This window comes from Prevotella sp. C0026C3 (assembly GCF_056590795.1).
This window is the reverse complement of record NZ_JBWPWW010000015.1, coordinates 1-22,323: the sequence shown is the minus strand read 5'-3', so window position 1 is coordinate 22,323 and position 22,323 is coordinate 1. Positions and strand designations below refer to the sequence as shown.

General features: G+C 46.1%; 20 protein-coding genes. 15 read left to right on the top strand and 5 right to left on the bottom strand.

What is annotated here, in order from left to right; genetic code table 11:
• Nucleotides 1–202 precede the first annotated feature (202 nt).
• From AC1EK4_RS09370 to AC1EK4_RS09350, 5 genes are all read left to right on the top strand, one after another.
• Entirely contained in the window at nucleotides 203–757 is a 555-nt protein-coding gene (locus tag AC1EK4_RS09370; RefSeq protein WP_036896028.1) for a helix-turn-helix domain-containing protein, read from the top strand.
• Between the two features lie 13 nt (nucleotides 758–770).
• Entirely contained in the window at nucleotides 771–2,435 is a 1,665-nt protein-coding gene (locus AC1EK4_RS09365; RefSeq protein ID WP_036896029.1) for an AMP-binding protein, read from the top strand.
• Between the two features lie 115 nt (nucleotides 2,436–2,550).
• On the top strand, nucleotides 2,551–3,621 hold the full coding sequence (proB, locus tag AC1EK4_RS09360; RefSeq protein WP_062435155.1) for a glutamate 5-kinase: 1,071 nt from the start codon (nucleotides 2,551–2,553) through the stop codon (nucleotides 3,619–3,621).
• Nucleotides 3,622–3,637: 16 nt separating this feature from the next.
• Nucleotides 3,638–4,888: a glutamate-5-semialdehyde dehydrogenase gene (locus tag AC1EK4_RS09355; RefSeq protein WP_036896033.1), complete on the top strand. Its 1,251-nt coding sequence runs from the start codon at nucleotides 3,638–3,640 to the stop codon at nucleotides 4,886–4,888.
• Between the two features lie 126 nt (nucleotides 4,889–5,014).
• Nucleotides 5,015–5,977, top strand: a complete 963-nt coding sequence (locus AC1EK4_RS09350; RefSeq protein WP_036896035.1) for a Rossmann-fold NAD(P)-binding domain-containing protein — start codon at nucleotides 5,015–5,017, stop codon at nucleotides 5,975–5,977.
• A 492-nt stretch (nucleotides 5,978–6,469) separates the two neighbouring features.
• Here AC1EK4_RS09350 and AC1EK4_RS09345 read toward each other — a convergent pair whose 3' ends face one another.
• On the bottom strand, nucleotides 6,470–6,958 hold the full coding sequence (locus tag AC1EK4_RS09345) for a hypothetical protein (protein ID WP_052052715.1): 489 nt from the start codon (nucleotides 6,956–6,958) through the stop codon (nucleotides 6,470–6,472).
• Nucleotides 6,927–7,118, bottom strand: coding sequence for a hypothetical protein (locus AC1EK4_RS09340; RefSeq protein WP_369793907.1), 192 nt, complete (start codon nucleotides 7,116–7,118; stop codon nucleotides 6,927–6,929). The genes AC1EK4_RS09345 and AC1EK4_RS09340 overlap by 32 nt, the downstream gene beginning before the upstream one ends.
• A 476-nt stretch (nucleotides 7,119–7,594) precedes the next feature.
• Between AC1EK4_RS09340 and AC1EK4_RS09335 the strand changes: the two genes are divergently transcribed.
• The 4 genes from AC1EK4_RS09335 (at nucleotide 7,595) to AC1EK4_RS09320 (ending at nucleotide 14,165) form a co-directional block, all read left to right on the top strand.
• A complete protein-coding gene (locus AC1EK4_RS09335; RefSeq protein ID WP_036896037.1) occupies nucleotides 7,595–10,858 on the top strand; it encodes a SusC/RagA family TonB-linked outer membrane protein in 3,264 nt (1,087 codons plus the stop codon).
• Nucleotides 10,859–10,870: 12 nt separating this feature from the next.
• Complete coding sequence (locus AC1EK4_RS09330) at nucleotides 10,871–12,664, top strand: RagB/SusD family nutrient uptake outer membrane protein (protein ID WP_036896039.1); 1,794 nt, start codon at nucleotides 10,871–10,873, stop codon at nucleotides 12,662–12,664.
• Between the two features lie 26 nt (nucleotides 12,665–12,690).
• Nucleotides 12,691–13,533, top strand: a complete 843-nt coding sequence (locus tag AC1EK4_RS09325; RefSeq protein WP_480358022.1) for a hypothetical protein — start codon at nucleotides 12,691–12,693, stop codon at nucleotides 13,531–13,533.
• A gap of 80 nt (nucleotides 13,534–13,613) precedes the next feature.
• On the top strand, nucleotides 13,614–14,165 hold the full coding sequence (locus AC1EK4_RS09320; RefSeq protein WP_480358020.1) for a DUF4369 domain-containing protein: 552 nt from the start codon (nucleotides 13,614–13,616) through the stop codon (nucleotides 14,163–14,165).
• Between the two features lie 434 nt (nucleotides 14,166–14,599).
• On the opposite strand, the gene radC is transcribed toward AC1EK4_RS09320, so the two are convergent.
• From radC to efp, 3 genes are all read right to left on the bottom strand, one after another.
• Nucleotides 14,600–15,283: a RadC family protein gene (gene radC, locus AC1EK4_RS09315; protein ID WP_052052719.1), complete on the bottom strand. Its 684-nt coding sequence runs from the start codon at nucleotides 15,281–15,283 to the stop codon at nucleotides 14,600–14,602.
• A gap of 54 nt (nucleotides 15,284–15,337) precedes the next feature.
• A complete protein-coding gene (locus AC1EK4_RS09310) occupies nucleotides 15,338–16,387 on the bottom strand; it encodes a glycosyltransferase family 2 protein (protein WP_036896044.1) in 1,050 nt (349 codons plus the stop codon).
• 92 nt (nucleotides 16,388–16,479) lie between these two features.
• Complete coding sequence (gene efp / locus AC1EK4_RS09305) at nucleotides 16,480–17,046, bottom strand: elongation factor P (protein WP_036896046.1); 567 nt, start codon at nucleotides 17,044–17,046, stop codon at nucleotides 16,480–16,482.
• Between the two features lie 184 nt (nucleotides 17,047–17,230).
• On the opposite strand from efp, the gene rpmH reads away from it, so the two are divergent.
• The 6 genes from rpmH (at nucleotide 17,231) to AC1EK4_RS09275 (ending at nucleotide 22,245) form a co-directional block, all read left to right on the top strand.
• Nucleotides 17,231–17,386, top strand: a complete 156-nt coding sequence (gene rpmH, locus AC1EK4_RS09300) for a 50S ribosomal protein L34 (protein ID WP_082721648.1) — start codon at nucleotides 17,231–17,233, stop codon at nucleotides 17,384–17,386.
• A 198-nt stretch (nucleotides 17,387–17,584) separates the two neighbouring features.
• On the top strand, nucleotides 17,585–18,274 hold the full coding sequence (locus tag AC1EK4_RS09295) for a PASTA domain-containing protein (RefSeq protein ID WP_036896048.1): 690 nt from the start codon (nucleotides 17,585–17,587) through the stop codon (nucleotides 18,272–18,274).
• A 26-nt stretch (nucleotides 18,275–18,300) separates the two neighbouring features.
• A complete protein-coding gene (locus AC1EK4_RS09290; RefSeq protein ID WP_036896050.1) occupies nucleotides 18,301–19,368 on the top strand; it encodes an RluA family pseudouridine synthase in 1,068 nt (355 codons plus the stop codon).
• 16 nt (nucleotides 19,369–19,384) lie between these two features.
• Nucleotides 19,385–20,383 (top strand): D-alanine--D-alanine ligase, encoded by a 999-nt coding sequence (locus AC1EK4_RS09285; protein WP_036896052.1) that lies wholly within the window; start codon nucleotides 19,385–19,387, stop codon nucleotides 20,381–20,383.
• A 40-nt stretch (nucleotides 20,384–20,423) separates the two neighbouring features.
• Entirely contained in the window at nucleotides 20,424–21,581 is a 1,158-nt protein-coding gene (locus AC1EK4_RS09280) for a 1-acyl-sn-glycerol-3-phosphate acyltransferase (protein WP_036896054.1), read from the top strand.
• A 1-nt stretch (nucleotide 21,582) separates the two neighbouring features.
• On the top strand, nucleotides 21,583–22,245 hold the full coding sequence (locus AC1EK4_RS09275; RefSeq protein ID WP_480358015.1) for a NigD1/NigD2 family lipoprotein: 663 nt from the start codon (nucleotides 21,583–21,585) through the stop codon (nucleotides 22,243–22,245).
• Nucleotides 22,246–22,323 lie beyond the last annotated feature (78 nt).

The window sequence follows — 22,323 nt, the reverse complement described above, 5'->3', positions numbered from 1 at the left end:
CCCAAAGAAATATAGACGAGTTTTTCACATGCTTTTTTTACACCCCTATATAATATAAGGTGTAATCTTGCACACACTAAATAGTTGTGCGCAAGAATTTTAGATATGTTCAGAATCTGCCCAAAAAATCGCCTTCACACGTCAGTATAATAAGAAAAAGTTTCGTACTTTTGGACTTGAAATCAATCATAATAACCACAAAATGGAAGAATCAATCAAACAAATCGGCCAACGACTGAGAGGCCTTCGCGAAGTGCTGAACATCCCAGCAGAGGAAGTTGCAGACCTATGCGACATCAGTTTGGAACACTATCTGAAGATTGAAGCCGGCGAAGCCGACCCATCGGTATATCGCCTTTCAAAGATTTCAAAACGATATGGCATCGACCTAGACGTGTTGCTCTTCGGCGAAGAGCCGCGAATGAGTACCTACTTCTTGACTCGTTACGGCCAAGGACCGGAGATAGACCGTGGCGACAGCTACAAATATCAGAGTCTGGCCGGAGGTTTCAGAGGCCGTAAAGTAGACCCATTCTTGACACAGGTAGACCCGTTACCAGACGGAAAGAAATATAACAAGAACACCCACAACGGACAAGAGTTTGACGCGGTGATTGAAGGACAACTAGAAATAACAATAGACGACAAAGAATTGGTTCTGTCAAAAGGCGATACCATCTACTTCGATGGACGTCGTCCCCACTGCATGCGTGCATTGGGAGGAGAGCCGGCTAAATTCCTTTGTGTAGTCATCTAATCAAGCATGCGAAATGATAGAAAGATTCTTAAAACAGACCCACTTTACTTCGGAGGAAGATTATGCCAAACATCTGCAATTCATCGTACCCGAAAATTTCAACTTTGCTTACGATGTGATGGATGTATGGGCTGAAGAGCAGCCCGACAAACTGGCTTTATTGTGGACTAGCGAACGAGGAGAAGAGATTCGATTTACGTTCAAAGACTTGAAAGAACAGACCGACCAAACGGCTTCATATTATCAAAGTCTGGGCATCGGACATGGAGATAAGGTGATGCTTATCTTGAAACGCCACTACCAGTGGTGGTTGTCGGTGCTGGCATTACATAAGTTAGGAGCCATAGCCATTCCCGCTACGCACATGCTAACCACTCACGACATCGTGTATCGAAACAACGGTGCGAGCGTGAAAGCAATTATCTGTGCCGGCGACGAATACATCATTGAACAGATAACCAATTCGTTGCCCGACAGTCCAACGGTCAAAGTGTTAATCAGCGTAGGCCCTCACGTACCGTCACATTTCCACGATTGGAACAAGGAATGGAAGCAAGCACCGCCCTTTAAACGCCCCGAACACGTGAATACCAACGAAGACATCATGATGATGTACTTCACCAGTGGTACCAGCGGAGAACCCAAGATGGTGGCACACGACTTCCTCTATGCCCTTGGGCACCTGACAACAGGTATCTATTGGCACAATCTGAATGAGAATAGTATCCACTTGACGGTGGCCGACACTGGTTGGGGAAAAGCCGTATGGGGCAAACTCTACGGTCAATGGTTTGCCGGTGCAGCGGTATTTGTGTACGACCATGAGAAGTTCACAGCCGAGAAAATCATGCGACAGATAGAGAAATATCGCATTACATCGTTCTGTGCTCCCCCTACCATCTACCGTTTCATGATTCACGAAGACTTCTCTCAATACGATTTAAGTAGTCTACAATACTGCACAACAGCCGGAGAAGCATTGAATCCATCAGTGGCCGAGAAGTTCAAACAACTCACCGGTGTCAGCTTGATGGAAGGTTTCGGACAGACGGAAACAACGATGACGCTCGGTACATTCCCTTGGATAAAGCCGAAGCCGGGCTCTATGGGCAAGCCTAATCAGCAATACGATGTCCACTTATTGCGCCCCGACGGTACCGAATGTGAAGATGGTGAGAAGGGAGAAATCTGTATCAAGGTAGGCGACGAGAAACCTTTAGGGCTCTTCAAAGGCTATTATCGCGATGAAGAGCGCACCAAGGAGGTTTGGCATAACGGCATCTACCACACCGGCGATATGGCTTGGCGCGACGAAGACGGCTACTATTGGTTTGTCGGTCGTACCGACGACGTCATCAAGAGTAGCGGTTATCGCATCGGCCCGTTCGAGGTTGAAAACGCTCTGATGACCCATCCGGCCATCTTGGAATGCGCTATTACAGGCGTACCCGACCCCATTCGTGGCATGATAGTGAAAGCAACGGTCGTTCTAGCCGACGGTTGGAAAGACAAAGCGGGCGACGAACTGGTCAAAACATTGCAAGACCACGTGAAGCATGTCACCGCTCCTTACAAGTATCCACGCATCATTGAGTTCGTCAACGAACTTCCGAAGACCATCTCCGGTAAGATTAGACGCGTGGAAATCAGGCAAAAAGACGGAGCAGGAAATAGTTAACAAGGAGACAAGTTGACGAGTTGACAAGAATTTGCATACTCGATTTACCAAATAATCGAGTAACCGAAACCCTCGTTAACTTGTCAACTCGTAAACTGGTAAACTGCAAATAACAATGAAACGAATCGTAGTAAAGGTTGGTAGCAACGTGCTCACACGCGACGACGGGAAGCTGGATGTAACCCGAATGTCGGCCATTGTCGATCAAATCGTGTGGCTTCGACACAATGGATATGAGGTGGTTCTCGTATCATCGGGCGCCATGGCCAGTGGTAGAAACGAGCTACAAGTGTCTAAAAAGCTGGATAGCGTGGCACAACGCCAACTCTTTTCTGCCCTCGGACAGGTAAAGCTCATCGGTCTTTACTATGATTTGTTCCGCGAATATGGCGTGCATGTGGGACAGGTATTGACCATGAAAGAGAGCTTTTCCACTCGTGGAGAGTATCTGAATCAACGTGCTTGCATGTCGGTAATGCTCGAAAACGGTGTTATACCCATCGTCAATGAGAACGATACCGTGAGTGTTACAGAGCTGATGTTCACCGATAACGATGAACTTTCAGGTCTTATTGCCTCCATGATGGATGCCGATACACTGGTCATCTTGAGTAATGTAGACGGTATCTACAACGGTTCACCCTCCGAACCCGGTACCCGTGTCATCCCCGTAGTGAACTACGACAGCGACATCAGTGAATACATCCAGAGCACGAAAAGCGGATTTGGCCGTGGCGGTATGATTACCAAGACCAACATTGCACGCAAAGTGGCCGAGGAAGGTATCAAGGTTCTCATCGCCAATGGGAAGACTGAGAACATTCTTATCAATCTGGCTACACATCCACAAAGCACCATACACACCGAGTTTAGGCCGAATCCGACTCCTACTTCGGGTGTAAAGAAATGGATAGCCCATAGCGAAAGCTTCGCCAAGGGATTGGTTCATATCAACGACAAAGCCGCAGAGGCCTTGAAGGGAGAGCAGACCGTAAGCCTGTTATTGGTGGGAGTGACTGCTATAGAAGGCGATTTTGAAGAGGGAGATATTATCAATATCATCGATTCAAAAGGCCATACGGTGGCCGTAGGACGCAGTGCCTACAGTGCCGAAGAGGCGCAAACGCATATTGGTAAACACGGACTCAAGCCGCTTGTACACTACGATTACATGTATATGGAATAACCAAAACACATCGACTATGGCTTTAGAACAAACATTCCGAGACGTAAAAAAGGCGAGCCGACAACTTGCTTTGATGACCGATGAGCAACGAAACGCGCTGCTTGGATATGTGGCTGCGGCCATCAGTCGCCATTCCGACCTGTTATTAGAGGCCAACAAGCGCGATTTGGCACGCATGGATAAGAGCAATCCGATGTACGATCGACTCATGCTCACGCCCGAACGACTACAAGAAATAACCGCCAGCCTCCGTCAGGTAGCCACCCTCCCCTCACCATTAGGCCATACGCTAAAGGAGAAAACACTCGACAATGGACTCCATCTACGTCGTGTAAGCGTGCCGTTTGGTGTCATCGGCGTCGTCTACGAGGCTCGCCCCAACGTCACCTTCGATGTATTCGCCCTCTGCCTAAAGAGTGGTAACGCCTGTATCTTGAAATGTGGACGCGATGCCATCGACTCTTGTCGAGCCGCAGTAGACCTCATCCACGATGTACTTCATACTGCCGGAGTTGACAGTAATATCGTACAACTACTGCCGGCAAGCCACGAAGCCACAGCCGAAATGCTCAATGCCGTGGGCTATATCGACCTATGTATACCGCGAGGGGGCAAGCATCTCATTGATTTTGTACGCGATACGGCCAAGATTCCGGTCATTGAGACTGGGGCAGGTGTGGTACATTGCTACTTCGACAAGGCCGGAGAACTCTGCATCGGACGCGATATCGTGTGTAATTCTAAGACACGTCGATGCAGTGTTTGCAACTCTCTCGACTGCCTGTTAATACACGAGAGCCGACTCAACGACCTACCATCACTCTGCGAACCACTCGCGCTAAAGGGTGTAAAACTACATGTCGACACCCGCGCCATGATTGCTTTGCACGACAATTATCCTACCGATTTGCTCGTACCCATCAATGGAGACGATGAGTGGAACACCGAATGGCTGAGCATGCAAATGAGTATTCGCACCGTAGACAGTCTCGACGAAGCCCTCGAACACATCGACACATACGGCAGCGGGCACAGTGAGAGCATCGTAACCGAAGATAAAGCAGCTGCAGAGAGATTTCAAACCATGGTAGATGCAGCCTGTATCTATGTCAATACACCCACTAGTTTCACTGATGGAGCACAATTCGGGCTCGGAGCAGAGATTGGTATCAGCACCCAGAAACTCAGCGCGCGTGGCCCAATGGCACTAGAAGAGATGACCACCTACAAGTGGTTGATAGAAGGACATGGGCAGATAAGGGAATAGAAGTCCCTCCCCGGCCTTCCCCAAAAAGTGAAATAGAGATTATCAACCATTCATATTAACCGGCAACCATATCCCACCTATTATATAATATAGACTTCGTGGGAAAGCTATTAAGAGAGACTTTATATGAAAACATTCTTCAATATCGAGGATTTAGGAGACCTTCGGACAGCATTATCCGAAGCTCAAGAGGTGAAACAAAATCGTTTCGGGTATCAGCAATTGGGTAAAAACAAGACCTTGCTGATGATTTTCTTCAATAATAGTCTGCGTACTCGCCTCTCAACACAGAAGGCGGCAATGAACTTAGGCATGAATGTCATCGTGCTAGATGTGAATGCCGGTGCGTGGAAACTGGAAACCGAGCGAGGCGTTATCATGGATGGAGACAAGAGCGAGCACCTACTTGAGGCTATTCCAGTGATGTCTAGCTACTGCGATATCATTGGTATTCGCAGCTTCGCAGGGCTTACCGACCGCAATTTCGACTATGCAGAGACCATCGTCAATCAATTCGTTCAATATAGCGGAAAGCCTGTTTTTGCCATGGAGACAGCCACAGTACATCCGCTACAAGCCTTTGCCGACCTCATCACGATAAAGGAACATAAGCCCATTGCACGCCCGAAAGTGGTACTCACATGGACACCCCACTGTCGCGCATTGCCTCAAGCCGTACCCAACAGTTTCGCCCAATGGATGAATAGAGCTGATGTTGACTTCGTCGTTACGCATCCTGAAGGTTATGAACTCGACCCGCGATTTGTGGGAAACGCACGCGTAGAATACGACCAACACAAAGCTTTCGAGGGTGCTCACTTCATTTATGCAAAGAACTGGAGCAATCCGGGCGTCACCAATCCTGCCGAATACGGCAAGATAACTTGCCAAGATATGAATTGGACTGTAGATGCCGAGCACATGGCATGGACCGATAACGGATACTTTATGCACTGTCTGCCAGTGCGTCGCGGCCTCATCGTCACCGACGACGTGATTGAAGGTGCGCACAGCCTCGTTATTCCCGAAGCTGCCAACCGTGAGATTAGCGCCGAAGTAGTTATCAAACGCATGCTCGAAGCGTTGTAATCAAGCAGCCTATTTCAAAGTTCTTATTTCATCAACATATACCCTAAGAGTTAACAAGTTGACGAGTTGATAAGTAGACTAGTTGTATTTACTCCATTAATATATCCCTCTAAGTTTACAAACTTGGAGGGATATATTTTTTATCAAATCGTAAAAGATACCTATCAAAACCAAGATGAAAAGACCAACCGGCCTTATCTTCCTATTAAAAAAAGAATTGACAAGTCTTAAAAGCTAATACTTTTTTGACATAAAACCATCACTTCTCACTCCCAACTCGTCTACTTATCTACTCGTAAACTTGTTTACTAATTGATTGCAGGGGCTTGGCAACATCGCTGTCTCGGCTTCGCAGCAATGCTGAAAAGGCTTTGCAGTAATTCTGCCGAGCCACTGCAAGAACATCATACTACCCTTTTTCCAAAGAGAGGGAGATTTTTTTGAATTACAAAGTAGACCTAACAAGGATTTAGATAGATGCACACGAGTCGTTTACAACAACTCTTCAAGTACCTTCAAGTCGTCGTCCGTGGTAGCCCAACTTGTCACAAAGCGGCATACAAAGGCATCTGAGCCAAATGGCTCCCAATGAGTGAAGAGCACATGTTTCTCCAATTCGGCTACGCGTTTGTTGTCTATGATAAAGAATTGTTGATTGGTTGGCGAGTCGATAAAGAGTCGATAGCCCCGTTTAAGAAACAGTGTGCGCATCTTCATAGCCATATCTATGGTATGCTTAGAGATGCGGAAGTAAAGGTCGTCAGTGAAAAGAGCATCGAATTGCAGCCCCATCAATCGTCCTTTAGCAGACAAAGCCCCATGCTGTTTCACAATGGTGAAGAATTGGCGCGGTGCTCCATTGAGGAATACCACGGCTTCACCGCAGAGCGCCCCCACCTTGGTGCCACCGATATAAAAGGCATCACAGTGCTCAGCAATAAAGGGAAGATCAACATCGCACCCCCGATAAGAAATAGACATCGGCTTTTGGCGCATTGCAGGCTACCCGTATACGATGGCGAGCACGCTCGCTCCACTCATCAAAGCCATAAGTGAGGCTTTGCTTATCATTGGTATCAACTAGGTGTTGCAGCACCAACGGATGCGCACCGTTATTGTAATCACACTCAAAAGAAATCATACGATATTTTGCTTTACTCTATTATAATAGCACAAAATTAGTCATTTTCACTAATATATCTATATTATAATAGGTGGAGAATAATCATTCAGACACTTTACCCTTTTTGAGATAATTTATGTTTTGCTATAAAGTTATAAGATAGTATCAGCATTGAGCAAAATAGTATCAGCATAATAAGATTTTATTATATAACTTTGCGAGCAATAAATATTGCATCAATCTCCCCAACGGTACAAGAAAACGTATGATAACCTAACCTGCCGTCAGACAGAGGAGACACCAAACGACCTAAACATAAAAGGAAATATCTAGAACTTAAACAATACAAAACCAAGACTTCATGGAAAAGAATTCAACTTAAAAATGCTGTTCGCGGTATAAAATACTTGCAAACTAATCTACTTACTTTTTTTGGAGAAGACTCCAAATACCAAAATCTATTAAACGTTTAACCTATAGAAATACCTAAAAGTATGACTCTTCATTTTAGAAAGACAGCTTTGGTCATGGGTGCTTGTGCAACATTAGGACTCGCCTATTCACCACAAGCATTGGCTGCTTTGCCTAATTCCTCGGTCAAAGAGGTGCAACAAGCCAAGAAAATTACCGGTCACATTGTAGATTCTCAAGGCCCCGTCATCGGTGCAACCGTATTAGAGAAAGGTACTACCAATGGTGTTGTTACCGACTTAGATGGTAACTTCAGCATGAATGTGAAACCGGGTGCAACCCTCGTCGTTAGTTATATCGGCTATAAGACGCAGGAAATCCAAGTGGGAAATCAATCCAATTTTTCTCTTACACTTCAGTCTGAAGACACCAGTTTGGACGAAGTCGTTGTTGTAGGTTATGGTGTACAGAAGAAGAAACTGGTAACAGGCGCTACCGTCGAAGTAAAAGGTTCTGACCTACAAAAGATGAATACCACTCAAGCATTGGGCGCATTGCAGAGCATGAGTCCCGGTGTGAACATTCAAGCTATATCAGGACAGCCCGGTGATGGATTCAAAGTAACCATCCGTGGTGCCGGTACGAATAGTGATACTAAGCCATTATACGTTATCGACGGCGTATCGGGTGGCGATATTAACAATATCAACCCGGCCGACATCGAGCGTATTGACGTATTGAAGGACGGTGCTTCGGCTGCCATCTACGGTTCGGCAGCTGCCAATGGTGTCATCTTGATTACCACACGCCAAGGTAAAGAGGGTAAGATACAGGTGAGCTACGACGGCAATGTGGGTTGGCAGAACGTATATCGCATGCCCGACTTGCTGACAGCTAAGGAATATATGCAGGTACAAGACCTCGTAAGAAACAACAGCGGAGTAGCACCTTGGGACTGGAGCAAGTTCATTGACGCCGATTTATTGAAGGCTTACAACGACGGAACGAACAAGGGTACCAACTGGCTCGACCTCTTGCGTAACAAAAATGCAGTGACTACAAGTCACGCTCTCAACGTTACCGGCGGTACAGACCGTTCTAAGTTCAGCACCGGCGTGGGTTATCAGTATCAAGATGGTATCTTCGGTGGAGACTTCGCCAAGAGCGATTTCCGTCGTTTCACCATACGTTTGAACTCTGAACACGTCATTTATCGCAACGAAAAGGGACTCGATGTAGTGAAAATTGGGGAGAATGTATACTTCAATCATCGCGAAAATCAAGGTATCCAGATAGGAAACCAGTACGGCAACTCTATCTCCGACATGCTTCGTGCTAATCCTTTGGTGCCTCTATACAATGCTGATGGCAACTATTTCAACAACGACGACCTGAAGAAATCAGGCACTGAGGGATGGTATAAGTACAACTCTTATACTGTAAACCCACTTTACGTTTTGGAGAATTCTCAAGGTTCTAACAACAAAAGTCGCAGCTTTAATCTGTCAGCAGTAGGTTACTACGAGATTCAACCCATCAAGAACTTGGTGTATCGTGGACAGTTCAACTACAACCAAAGTTCATGGTCATGGCGTAGCTTCTTGCCTAACTTCAACGCAAATGAGAATACGGCAGGTATGAAACGTACCACCGACCAAGTCACACAACAAGCCGGACTCGGCTGGGGATGGAGCAATACCCACACTGTTAACTATAAATTCGATTTGGAGAGGGTTCACCATATTGACGTATTAGCCGGTATGGAATACGGCGAATCAAAGCCTAACTTCGGTGAATCCATCCAAGGTATCTCTACAACAAGTATCTTTGGAGATTTCAGCCACGCTTATCTGTCGGCTACTAGCGACAAGGGTGGTAAGGCAACTGTTATCGGTACTCCTTATGTAGACACTCGTAGCCTGTCTTACTTCGGCCGCATCAACTACGACTATAACGAGACTTACATGCTGACAGCTATCTTCCGTGCCGATGGCTCTTCTATCTTTGCCCCCGGACATCGCTGGGGTTACTTCCCATCGGTATCTGCAGGATGGGTTGTAAGCAACGAGAAGTTTATGGAATCTACACGCAGTTGGATGGACTACTTGAAACTTCGTGCCAGCTGGGGACAAAATGGTAACAAGAATATTGTATCGAGTTTCGCTTACCAAGCAACCTTTGCATTCGATGAACTGTCTAACTATTCATTCAATAATAATAAAGACAGCTATACACCGGGAGCCAGTCCATCACGTCTTTCTAACGAAGAATTGACATGGGAGACATCAGAACAGACCAACGTAGGTATTGATGCTCGCTTCTTAAATCAGCGTTTGAACGTGAACTTCGACTGGTATTATAAGAAGACAAAGGACTTGTTGCTGGAAGTTCCTGTTGCTGCAACAACCGGTTTTGACAAACAATGGCAGAACGCCGGTACTGTCCGGAACACTGGTATTGAGCTTGGTTTGAACTGGCAAGATAAGATTGGCACAGACTTTACTTATGGTGTAAACTATAATATTGCCTACAATAATAATAAGGTGATTACCGTTAATAGTCCTCGTAAGTACAATGAAGGCGGTAACGACTTGCTCGCACAGAACACAGGTATCATGGCTCGCTTTGAAGAAGGATTCCCTATCGGTTACTTCTATGGCTATAAGACCGATGGAGTCATTCAGAATCAGAACGATTTGGAGGCCTACCTAGCAAAGAACTGTGGTGGAGATGCTACTCATTCTCTACAAGGAACAGGTTTGAAACCCGGTGATTTAAAGTTCGTAGACGTTGATGGTGACGGTGTCATCACCCCTGCCGACAAGACTAATTTGGGCAATCCTAACCCCGATGTAACTATGGGTCTCAGCCTCAACTTCGGTTATAAAGGTTTTGATTTCTCTGTGACAGGCTATACAGCTCTTGGACAACAGGTTGCAAGATCATATCGTAAGTTCACCGACGGTGAGCAAGAGAATTACACTTCTGAAGTATATGGCTACTGGAATGGTGAAGGAACCTCTAACAGATACCCACTCTTGGCCCGTATGAATACCGGTCCTAACTGGCAGCAAGTATCAGATATCTATGTAGACAATGCTGGTTACTTCCGCTTACAGAACATGACTATCGGTTATGATTTCGCTAAGAACTGGAAAGCATGCCCATTCTCACAACTCCGTCTCTACTTCACCGCACAGAACCTATTTACCATTACCGGATACAAGGGAATGGATCCTGAGAACGGTATGGCTCTTAATAGTGGAGAGCCTTGGGTAACCGGTGTTGATGTAGGTAACTACCCACAACCTCGTACATTCTTGGTTGGTGTCAATGTTAAATTCTAAATCGAAACAACAATGAAAAGAATATCATATATCATAGGCTCGCTTCTGATGATAGCAGGGACATTTACATCGTGTGATATCAACAATATCCAGAACATGACGGACCTGTCTACTGAAAACTTCCCTGCAAAATCAAGCGATGCGACAGCCGTTTTGGCCGGCATCTATGAGAATTTGAATGCAGTGATGGCCAATCCTCAAGAGTCGTTCTTGTATTATTCTGACTTGGCTAGCGACGATCAGCTCGGTGGTGGTGGTGTCAACGACAAGATGATGCAGGCTTTAGACCTCATCTGTAACTACAATGCTGATATGACAAAAGATTTCTGGAGTCAGCGTTATCAAGGCATCAACCGCGCCAACACACTGATTGCGTCTATCCCAAATACAAAGTTAGACGGAGAGAACAAGGCGCAGGTCATGGGTGAAGCACTCTTCCTACGTGCCTTCTATCACTACGAATTGGCATCTATGTACGGTAACGTACCTTTGATGACAGCTCCTTCCGGCGAGACAGTTACTCCGGGTGACGTGAAAGTATTGTGGGGACAGATACTTCAAGACCTGTACACTGCAGCCACAACAATGCCAAAACAACGTCTGACCAACGGTCATATTGACCGCTATACAGCCAGTGCTATGTTGGGACGTGCTTGGTTGTTCTACACAGGTTTCTACGGAAACGGTACTACTATCGCCGACTTGACCAGCACCACTTACAAATCTTTGACCGAAGTTGCATTGCCTAACGGCAACACTTTGACCAAGGCACAAGTGATTGCATGTATCGATGAGTGTGTCAACAGTTCCGGCTACTCATTGGTTCCCGACTTCCGCAACCTGTGGGCATATAGTAACCGTAACACGAAAGAAGACTACGAATATACCAAGGGTAAAGGATTGAAATGGGTAGAAGACGATAATGCCGTTAACCCGGAGTCTATGTTCGCCATCAAGTTTAACAAGCGTGCCGACTGGGCTACAACCATTGGTTATGCCAACGGGCTAGCATTGCACTTCGGTGTACGCGGTGGACAAGACTTAGCTAATACATTCCCCTTCGGACAAGGATGGGGTGCAGGTTCTGTAGCTCCCAACTTGGTAGACGACTGGAATAGTGCCGAGCCCGGCGACAAGCGTCTTGAAGCATCTATTCAGGATGTGAACAAACTACCTAATTATGCAAAGGGTGGATGGGCCGACTTTGTTCAAGAAACCGACTATTATGAGAAGAAGCAGTCTCCGGTTTCTGCTAAGAACGATGGAACCTACGAAGAAGCTTTCCCAACAACAGGTTCTAACGCGGTACCTTACCTGAGTTGCTTTGAAAGCTTAATGTATGGGCCTTCCAACTGGATACAAGGCAACAACAACTTCCAATTAGGTAACATCCACGACATCGTATTGATTCGTTTCGCAGATGTACTTTTGATGCAGAGCGAATTGAAAGAAGACGTCGCAGGTATCAACAAAGTGCGTGCTCGTGCAGGCTTGAGCCCTATCGGAGCTTACTCTCTCAAGGCTCTTCAGAACGAACGTCGCTGGGAGTTGGCATTCGAAGGTACTCGCTGGAATGACATCCGTCGTTGGCACATTGCTGCCCAAATGTTATCAAGACAGCTCAATCAACCTATCTACTATTGTGGAGCTTCCGACAAAAACATAGCCCACAACGGTGGCTACGAAGCACGCTATAAGGCCACAGCCGGCTTCCAAAAGATGCCAGAAAGTCAAGTTTCATTGGGTAGTGTCACCCAAAATGAAGGTTGGACTGACAACACCTCTGAATATCAGGGTTGGAAATAATTCACTCATCAAAAAGAAACAGAAATATGAAAAAGATATTATTTGCAGCTGCTCTACTGACTTTCATGATGGCATCTTGCAATCCGCAGCAAGATGATGAGAGCCCGGTAGCCAACGTTACATCCGAAGAACTCAGCAAAGAACTTCAGATTACAGCTAAGAAAGAAGGCAACAACAACCTCGTTGTCACCACATCGCCTACACGTTATATCTATGTATACGATGCAGAAACAAACGAGATGGTCGGTAGTGGTACTTCGGTGAAAGTACAGGTATTGCCTCCTGCCCGCACCGTCAAGTACTATGTACAGGTTACAGGCTTTGATCGCTCAGTGGCAAAGTCGGAAGCTAAATCCATCGACGTAAAAGAATTCACTGACCTCGACCCCATGCTTACCACCTTGTTTGGTGATGGTAAGGGCGACTTCACATCTTATACATACACTTGGAACACTGAAGCAGCCGACGGTGTATGGGGTAATGGTGGATACATGGAGTCTACCGGACCGGCTTGGTGGGTTGTTAAAGCTTCCGAAGTCGACGGTCAGGCTAAGGATAAAGGACTCACCAAAGATGGTCTCGATGGTTGGTTCTCTATGGGGCTAGGCGCCGGCGGTGTTAAAACCAGCCGTGGTGAGACCGGTAGTGTCAGTGCAACCAGTACCAAAATCAAAGACGGTTGGGACATCGGAACCCTCACTTTCAATGGTACAATTCCATTGATGGGTCTCATGGTCAATAATGGCAATGCTCGCCAATACGTCTATCAGATTCTCAAAGCCGACAGCAAAGAACTCCGTCTTTGCGCTCCAGAACCCGGAGCAGGCGACTGGGGAACTGCATTCTTCTGGAATTTCAAGAGAAAGTAACGTCGTAGGGTATTAGTATTTAGGTGGAAGCCCCGAACGGTCAATACGTCGGGGCTTTTTACAAAAACAATATGAGAATCATGAAAAGAGTGATTTTTCTCTCGGCAATCTTGCTATTGCTCTTCAGCTGTAACAACAAGCCACGCTATAGGATAGAAGGTACGGTTACAGCAGGCGTCGCTGATGGGCAGAAAATTTATCTTGTACCCATGACGGGAGCCAATTGGGGAAACGTGGATTCCACGTATGCGCACAATGGTAAGTTTGTATTTGAGGGCGACACAGAGCGCGTGAGCATCATCCGATTGCCTTTCAGACAGCGCATGCAAGCTCAAGAGCTGCTCGTAGTGACCGAACCCGGCGTTATCAAGGTGCACCTCGATACCAACAGCATCACCTCCGGGACACCACAAAATAATCTGATACAGCAGTGGAAAGACCTCACCATACAACGCAATACGGCCTCCAATCTATACCTTTCGGCTAACATGCGGCATGCGTCAAAGGATAGTATCGCAATGCTTAAAGGGCATGCCGACAAGGCCGACTCGACTTTCTACCAATTCATGAAAGCCACCATAAAGAAACAGCCCGGCAATACGATAGCTAAATTCTTTCAACAATATCTCTAAACCACCTTTCTCTTACACTACAATACCAACCGCAGACGATGTCCGCGGTTTTTTGTTTAAAGCCCGCCTACAACATGATTGAACAGGCAATGACTTATTTTCTTACACCCGCTAGGTTTAGATAAACATTTAAGGAAATTACAAATACAATGTTGCAGTGGCCGGGCAACACTGCTGTCTCGGCTAGGCAGCGATGCTGAAATGGCTATACAGCAATACTGGGGAGGCTTTGCAATAGCCCCAACCCAACTCAATCGTTTTAGTAAACAAGTTAACGAATAAACTAGTTAACAAGGGTTTAAGTTGACAAGTAGACGAGTTTAGGTTTTAGTATTTAAGTTTTTGAGTTTATAAGTTCTTAAGTTGTAGCACGGAAAAGGTCTATTCCTTTCGCCATCCCCTCTATGGGGAGGGGTGGGGAGGAGCTTTTCTCATCACAGCCTACCTTCTTCTCGGTAGCTATAATAAGCCCCGTCGGTGACAACTACATGGTCTAAGAAGTAGATACGCATCAACTCACAAGCCTTCTTAACACACTGTGTCAACTCATCATCCATACGACTTGGCATCGTGTTATTGCTCGGATGATTATGCGTTAAGGCCAAAATGGTGGCATTACAGAGAATTGCTTCTTTCATGATGACACGTACATCGACCGCCGTTTCGTTAATGCCACCATGACTAATACGTTGCGCCTTGATGAGTTTATAATTCTGATTCATGAGCAACACCCACGCCTCTTCCACGTCAAGGTCTTGCATCAGGGTGTGCATATAATTATAGATAGCCGTAGCACTGCCCAAGTCGGCACGCTCCACAGCTTTTTCTCGTGCCCGTCGCTTGCCCAATTCGCAAGCCGCCAATATCGTAATAGCCTTGGCTTCTCCTATCCCGTTGTAATCCATCAACTCTTTCACTGTTTTCTTACCAAGTGCGTTGAGGTTGTTATTGCAGTCTTTCAAGACTCGCTTCATCAAATCTACGGCACTCTCATGCACCGATCCCGACCCTATCAAGATAGCCAACAGTTCGGCATCGGTAAGGTTCTCAGCTCCTCGCGCAAGAAGTTTCTCGCGTGGTCGGTCTTCTTCGGCCCACTGATTGATGTTGAGTTTCATCGATTTAATTGAAAATTCAAAATTGAGAATTGATAATTATGAGTCACTTACTTATCAATTATAGAAGTTCTTCTCGTATGCCGAGAATTCATCTTTCTGTAAAACCATACGTTTCCAAACAGCTTCCAAGAATCCAAAACCATAGCCCATAAGTTGAATAAAAGCTGCGATAATGGATAAAGCACCTACTTGCAGACTCTTATTCTTTAAGGTAGATCCGATAAAGATAAGCAACGAATAGAGCAACAGAGGGGTGGCAGCAAATGTACAAGCCCAAAAACCAACAGCATGTTGCATACTATTCTGCCCAAATGCAAGGTTTACGATACCTATTATTCCCAATATCACCAACAGAAACACTCCCACCGTAAACACCATAGGGAGCATATGGACGAGTTTCAACGATTCAGGATACTTCATATAAAGATTGATACGCGCGATACCACTATTATATACTTGTCGCCAAAACTTCATAAAATCAGTACGACGCTTATGCCATACCCACGCTTCGGGGAACAACCGGCAGCGATAACCGGCCTTAAATATACGGATGCTAAAGTCTATATCTTCGCCGAAACGCATCTTAGAAAAACCGCCCAAAGCATGGTAGACATCGCTACGAATGCCCATATTGAACGAACGAGGATAGAATTTATCGAGTTTCTTCTTGCCTCCGCGAATGCCACCTGTGGTAAAAAACGAAGTCATACTATAAGAAATGGCTTTTTGGACTGGTGTAAATGACTCGTGAGCACAGTCTGGTCCCCCAAAAGCATCGGCCGGCTCGCGATTCAACTCGTCGTCTATAGCCTTCAAATAACCTTCGGGTAAGACAACATCACTATCTAGAATCAGCAGGTATTCACCCTGTGCTACACTTGCACCGTAGTTTCGGCTCTGCCCCGGACCGCTGTTTGTCTTGGCATAATAATGCAGATTGAGTCGGTCGGCATACGCTTCGCATACCTCTTTACAAGGCACTTGCGACCCATCTTCCACGATGACAACTTCAAAATCGGTCACTGTCTGATGTGTAAGGCTATCTAATAGTTCGCTCACTTCATCGGGACGATTGAATACAGGTACAATAACAGAGTATTTCATGTAGCAGATAGGCATTAAAAGAAACAGAAAAGGGCAAAGAGACTCCGCCTCCCTCAAGGAGACAACAAGAATCTCTTTGCCCTGAAAAAATATTATTCGTTTACACGGTTCAGGTAGCTTCCATCGCGTGTATCAACCTGAATCAGGTCACCTTCGTTGATGAACAAAGGTACACGAACCTCAGCTCCGGTCTCCAATGTAGCCGGTTTGGTTGCATTAGTAGCTGTGTTGCCCTTTACGCCCGGCTCTGAATGAGTAATACGGAGCACAGTCTTAACAGGCATTTCAGCAGACAGGATAGTACCATCCGATGTATCTGTAACGACTTCTACGACGTCGCCTTCCTTCATAAAGTCTACACCCTCAATACCTTCTCTAGCGATTGGAATCTGCTCGAAAGTTTCTTGGTTCATGAAGATGTAACCTGTTGGGTCTTGATACAGATACTGATAAGGGCGACGCTCAACACGAACATCCTCCAACTTGAATCCTACTTGGAACGTACGCTCCAATACGCGACCGTCGGAAACGTTCTTCAACTTTGTACGCATCACCGTATTACCCTTTCCGGGCTTTACATGCTGGAAGTCGATACATGTCCAAATCTTACCATCCATACGGATGCAAGTTCCGATTTTAATTTCCTGTGAATTGATCATATTTGTGTTATTATATATATTTACACGTTAAATATACGTCTAAAATCGATTGCAAAGTTACGAATAAAATACAAAATACGCTCGAAAGTGGCTGAAAATTAGTCTATTTCTTTGCCATTTCGAAAATTATGAGTACTTTTGCAGCCCAAAGCGAAGAAACAAATAATAATAAAATAGAACTAAAATGAAAAGAACATTTCAGCCTCACAACAGAAGAAGAGTGAACAAGCACGGCTTCCGCGAGAGAATGTCAACCAAGAATGGTCGCCGCGTTTTGGCTGCTCGCCGCGCACGTGGACGTAAGAAACTAACTGTTTCTAGCGAGAATCACGGCAAATAAACAGTGAACAGAGTCAAGTTCTTTTTCAACAAAGAACTTCAACATACCCCCTTGAGGAATCTTTCTCATGGGGGTATGTTGTGTTTAAGAGCCGCCTACACGGCGCACCCGAAACGTGTATGCACACTTTTTCGTGGAATCACAATGGTTTATCGAAAAATTACTTATCTTTGCATAACATTCCAATTATAAAGCAAGATGAAATCATCTGAATTCGTCAATAAATTCAAAAGCCGTTATTTCTGGGGCAACATATTGGCAATGGGCATCGTTATCGTGGCACTTTGCTTCGGCGTGAAGTACGGTCTTGATGTCTATACGCATCATGGCGAATCCATCGCGATACCGAATATTAAACACATGAACGCCACGGATGCCGAGCAAATGCTCAGCAATCTAGGGCTTACCATGGTCGTAACAGATACAGGATATGTGAAATCGCAGCCTGCCGACTGCATATTGGAGCAGTCACCTGAAAGCGGTGAGCGCGTAAAATCGGGACATATCGTTTATGTGACCATCAATTCGCTCCAGTCACCTACCATCGCTTTGCCCGATGTCATAGACAATAGTTCATTGCGCGAAGCCATCGCCAAACTCTCAGCCATGGGCTTTAAGCTCACGGAACCGGAATATGTGGCCGGCGAAAGAGATTGGGTATACGGCATCGTGGTACGTGGTCAGCACGTAACGGCAGGACAACGCATATCCGTAGAAGACTCTTTGACGATACAGGTGGGCAACGGTCAGCGCTCTGCCGACGACTCCGTGGACTACATTGAACCCACAACTGCCCCCATATTTGAGGAAGAAAAGGGCGATGTAGACGAGTTCCAAGAGGTGACTGTACCCGAAGAGCAGCCCGCTACAACACCAAGGAAAGAGTAGTTAACAACACTAGAGCCTCGCAATACATGATAGAAGAGATAATTGACGAGATAGAAGACAGCGACGAAAGCCAACAACTCTATGAGCATTGGAGGGTAGAAGTCGACAAAGGACAGGAGCCTGTGCGTATCGACAAATACCTTACAGAGCGCAATCCCTATATCAGTCGCAACCGTATACAGGCAGCAGCGGAGGCCGGTGCCATCCGTGTGAACAACAAACCGGTAAAGAGTAACTACAAGGTTCGGCCTCTCGACGTCATCACATTGATGCTCGACAAGCCGAAACACGACACGAGTATCGTGGCCGAAGACATTCCCCTGAACATCGTTTACGAAGACGATGCACTCATGGTAGTCAACAAAGAGGCTGGTATGGTGGTACATCCGGGAGCTGGAAACTTCACCGGTACACTCATCAATGCCGTGGCTTGGCATCTGAAGGACTTGAAATCATTCGACCCTAATGACCCCGAAGTGGGGTTGGTACATCGTATTGATAAGGACACAAGCGGACTGTTGGTTGTGGCAAAGACCGCCGATGCAAAGTCAATTTTGGGTAAGCAGTTCTTCAACAAGACCACTCATCGCAGCTACAATGCACTGGTGTGGGGTAATTTAGCCGAAGACGAGGGGCGCATAGAAGGCAACATAGCACGCGATCCCAAGGATAGACTGCGCATGACGGTGTTTCCTACCGATAGCGAGATAGGCAAACCGGCCGTTACTCATTACCGCGTCATCGAACGATTCGGCTACGTGACGCTGATAGAATGTATCCTTGAGACCGGTAGAACTCACCAGATACGTGCTCACATGAAGCACATCGGGCATCCGCTCTTTGGCGATGAACGGTACGGCGGATGCGAAATCCTGCGCGGACAACGTAGCAGTACGTATAAAGCTTTTATCATGAACTGCTTCAAAATCTGTAATCGACAGGCTCTACATGCCCGCACTTTAGGATTCGTACATCCCATCACAGGCAAGCAGATGGACTTTACAAGCGAATGGCCAAGCGATTTAAGCCAGCTCGTAGAGAAGTGGAGAAGCTTCATACATGGCACTACAGCCAATACTTTTGAAGAAAAATAGAAAACAATTTGATAATATGGAAAATTTAAAGAGAACGATTGCTATCGTTTGTGGTGGCGATTCATCGGAACACGATGTATCTCTGCGCTCTGCACAGGGACTTTATTCCTTTTTCGATAAAGAGCGTTATAACATCTACATTGTTGATGTGAAGGGAGACGATTGGCACGTAAACCTCGACAACGGAGACATTGCGCACATCAATAAGAACGACTTCTCATTCTTGCTCGACGACAAAACGACGTGCTTCGATTATGCTTATATCACCATTCATGGCCAGCCCGGTGAGAATGGATACATGCAAGGATACTTTGAACTCATTGGTATGCCCTACTCCACTAGCAGTGTTTTGGTTGAAGCATTGACTTTCGATAAATTCGTACTCAATAAATATCTCAGTACATACGGTATCAATGTGGCCGACAGCATGCTACTTCGGCGCGAAGACACATGCGATGAAGCAGAGGTGGAACGCCGCCTTGGCATGCCTTGTTTCGTGAAACCGGCTGCCGACGGTTCCAGTTTCGGCGTCTCAAAGGTAAAGAACGTAGACCAGTTGGCGCCTGCCCTGCGTGTCGCTTTCATGGAGAGCGATGAGGTAATGATAGAAAGCTATCTCGAAGGAACGGAGATTTCGCAGGGTGTTTATAAGACGAAAGACAAATCGGTAGTATTCCCTGCCACTGAAGTTGTGACTAAAAACGAGTTCTTCGACTACAATGCCAAGTACAACGGACAGGTACAAGAGATTACACCGGCACGTATTAGCGATGACACCGCAGCCCAAGTTGCGAAGTTGACAAGTCGTATTTACGACATCCTGCACGCCAACGGAATCATACGTATCGACTATATCATCTCAAAAGCCCAAGACGGTAACGATCAAATCAACATGCTTGAAATCAACACAACACCCGGAATGACTCCCACAAGTTTCATTCCTCAGCAGGTGCGTGCAGCCGGATTGGATATCAAAGAGGTGTTGAGCGAAATCGTAGAGAACCAGTTCGACTAACGCCAACAGCCTTCATCTTTCACCATTAATCTTACGAACCATGGACAAAGAACTACTGAAGAAATTCGATGCTATCCGACCTTATGAGCCGGAAGAGCTTCCTGAGGTGTACGACAGATTGTTGGCACATCCGCAATTTCAAGCCGTGATGAACTTTCTGATGCCCGGTGTGTCTATCGAAGCCATCGGTAAGAAAATGCGAGCATGCAAAACCAGCATGGAGTTTCAGTACGCTTTCAGCTACGACTTCGTCAAAAATGTGTTGACAAAGACCACTACCGGTTTTGAAATGGACGCATCAGCGGTCGACAATACCGGACGATATACGTTCATCAGCAATCACCGCGACATCGTAATGGACCCGTCTTCTCTGTCCATGTTCCTCATAGATGCCAAGTTCACAACTACTTGTGAGATTGCCATTGGCGATAATTTACTGTCCCTACCATGGGTGAAAGACCTCGTAAGAGTTAACAAATCATTCATCGTAGAGCGTGGATTGCCCATGCGCCAAATGCTCCTTTCGAGCAAACGATTGGCCGATTACATGCATTTCGCCATTAGTGAGAAGCATGAAAACATTTGGATAGCACAGCGAGAGGGTCGTGCCAAGGACAGCAACGACCACACCCAAGAGGCTATTCTTAAGATGATTACGATGGGAGGTGAAGGCTCTATCATCGATAGATTGAAGCAAATGCATATCGTTCCACTGTCGCTTTCCTACGAATACGACCCCTGTGACTATCTCAAAGCGGCCGAATTCCAACTTAAGCGCGACGTTCCGGGGTGGAGAAAGAGCGCTCAAGACGATGTACACAGCATGCAAACGGGCATCATGGGCTACAAAGGGCACCTACATTATCATTGTACTCCATGCATTGACGACTATCTCTCGACTCTCGATGAAAACATGCCGAAAGCCGAACTATACGAGAAAATCGCTGCTCACATAGACCACGAGATTCATCGTAACTATCGTCTCTACCCGTCAAACTACGTAGCTCTCGACCTACTTCATGGCACACAGGAGCACACCGGTGCCTATACGACCGAGCAACAACAACAGTTTGAGCAATACATAGCAGGACAATTAACCAAGATAGACATCCCTAATAAAGATGAAGCCTATCTCCGCGAACGTCTGTTAACCATGTATGCCAACCCTGCCATCAACTATTTAGCAGCTACTAAGTAATATGTCGAAATATTGGTTGGCACTGTTTATCCCCCTCATCATAGCTTGCGAGCACAACAGCTATGACACCGGTGACGGCCGATATTCATATCTTCAGGCCGACATCGTGGATGCGCATGCTGCTACCAAAGGACAAATAGACTACTGCCATACCGATAAGGGAGACCTACTTAAGCTAAGTCCGCATGCCAAAGCCGACTGGGCTACGACGCCGGATTCCACTTATCGCGCCCTACTCTACTACGGAAAGGTGACCGACCACACCACCGAAGCCATTCAAATAGCACGTGTCCCTGTTCTCAAAAGCGTACCTACAGCACGTATTGACACCATCTTTACCGATCCATTAAAGCTGGAGAGCGCATGGATGAGTACCAACCGTCGCTATCTAAACTTGCAATTGGGACTAAAAACCGGTCGACAAGACGGTGTAGACAATAAGCAAGTAGTCTCGGTGATGCACGATTCCACATCGGCAACAGGTACCAGTATGCCTACCATTTACCTACAACTCTATCACCGACAAAACGGTGTTCCCGAATACTATACTGTTCGTCAGTATGTCAATATACCACTTGACGACATCAAAAAAACTACTCAAATCCGTCTAACCGTAAACACCTACAACGGCATCGTAACCCGTTCATTCGTCATCGACCGCTAAGTGGAAAAGCCACACTAATTTGACCCACGCTGGCAAAGTATCTTAGACCCAGTAAAACGATTTATTATTGACCCACTA

Bases quoted from the DNA above. Each gene is read 5' to 3' on its own strand.
- AC1EK4_RS09275 (WP_480358015.1), top strand. From the start codon at position 21,583: ATGTCGAAATATTGGTTGGCACTGTTTATCCCCCTCATCATAGCTTGC.
- AC1EK4_RS09355 (WP_036896033.1), top strand. From the start codon at position 3,638: ATGGCTTTAGAACAAACATTCCGAGACGTAAAAAAGGCGAGCCGACAA.
- AC1EK4_RS09280 (WP_036896054.1), top strand. From the start codon at position 20,424: ATGGACAAAGAACTACTGAAGAAATTCGATGCTATCCGACCTTATGAG.
- AC1EK4_RS09285 (WP_036896052.1), top strand. From the start codon at position 19,385: ATGGAAAATTTAAAGAGAACGATTGCTATCGTTTGTGGTGGCGATTCA.
- AC1EK4_RS09290 (WP_036896050.1), top strand. From the start codon at position 18,301: ATGATAGAAGAGATAATTGACGAGATAGAAGACAGCGACGAAAGCCAA.
- AC1EK4_RS09295 (WP_036896048.1), top strand. From the start codon at position 17,585: ATGAAATCATCTGAATTCGTCAATAAATTCAAAAGCCGTTATTTCTGG.
- AC1EK4_RS09350 (WP_036896035.1), top strand. From the start codon at position 5,015: ATGAAAACATTCTTCAATATCGAGGATTTAGGAGACCTTCGGACAGCA.
- AC1EK4_RS09320 (WP_480358020.1), top strand. From the start codon at position 13,614: ATGAAAAGAGTGATTTTTCTCTCGGCAATCTTGCTATTGCTCTTCAGC.
- AC1EK4_RS09345 (WP_052052715.1), bottom strand. From the start codon at position 6,958: ATGTCTATTTCTTATCGGGGGTGCGATGTTGATCTTCCCTTTATTGCT.
- efp (WP_036896046.1), bottom strand. From the start codon at position 17,046: ATGATCAATTCACAGGAAATTAAAATCGGAACTTGCATCCGTATGGAT.
- AC1EK4_RS09310 (WP_036896044.1), bottom strand. From the start codon at position 16,387: ATGAAATACTCTGTTATTGTACCTGTATTCAATCGTCCCGATGAAGTG.
- radC (WP_052052719.1), bottom strand. From the start codon at position 15,283: ATGAAACTCAACATCAATCAGTGGGCCGAAGAAGACCGACCACGCGAG.
- AC1EK4_RS09335 (WP_036896037.1), top strand. From the start codon at position 7,595: ATGACTCTTCATTTTAGAAAGACAGCTTTGGTCATGGGTGCTTGTGCA.
- AC1EK4_RS09340 (WP_369793907.1), bottom strand. From the start codon at position 7,118: ATGATTTCTTTTGAGTGTGATTACAATAACGGTGCGCATCCGTTGGTG.
- AC1EK4_RS09370 (WP_036896028.1), top strand. From the start codon at position 203: ATGGAAGAATCAATCAAACAAATCGGCCAACGACTGAGAGGCCTTCGC.
- proB (WP_062435155.1), top strand. From the start codon at position 2,551: ATGAAACGAATCGTAGTAAAGGTTGGTAGCAACGTGCTCACACGCGAC.
- AC1EK4_RS09365 (WP_036896029.1), top strand. From the start codon at position 771: ATGATAGAAAGATTCTTAAAACAGACCCACTTTACTTCGGAGGAAGAT.
- AC1EK4_RS09330 (WP_036896039.1), top strand. From the start codon at position 10,871: ATGAAAAGAATATCATATATCATAGGCTCGCTTCTGATGATAGCAGGG.
- rpmH (WP_082721648.1), top strand. From the start codon at position 17,231: ATGAAAAGAACATTTCAGCCTCACAACAGAAGAAGAGTGAACAAGCAC.
- AC1EK4_RS09325 (WP_480358022.1), top strand. From the start codon at position 12,691: ATGAAAAAGATATTATTTGCAGCTGCTCTACTGACTTTCATGATGGCA.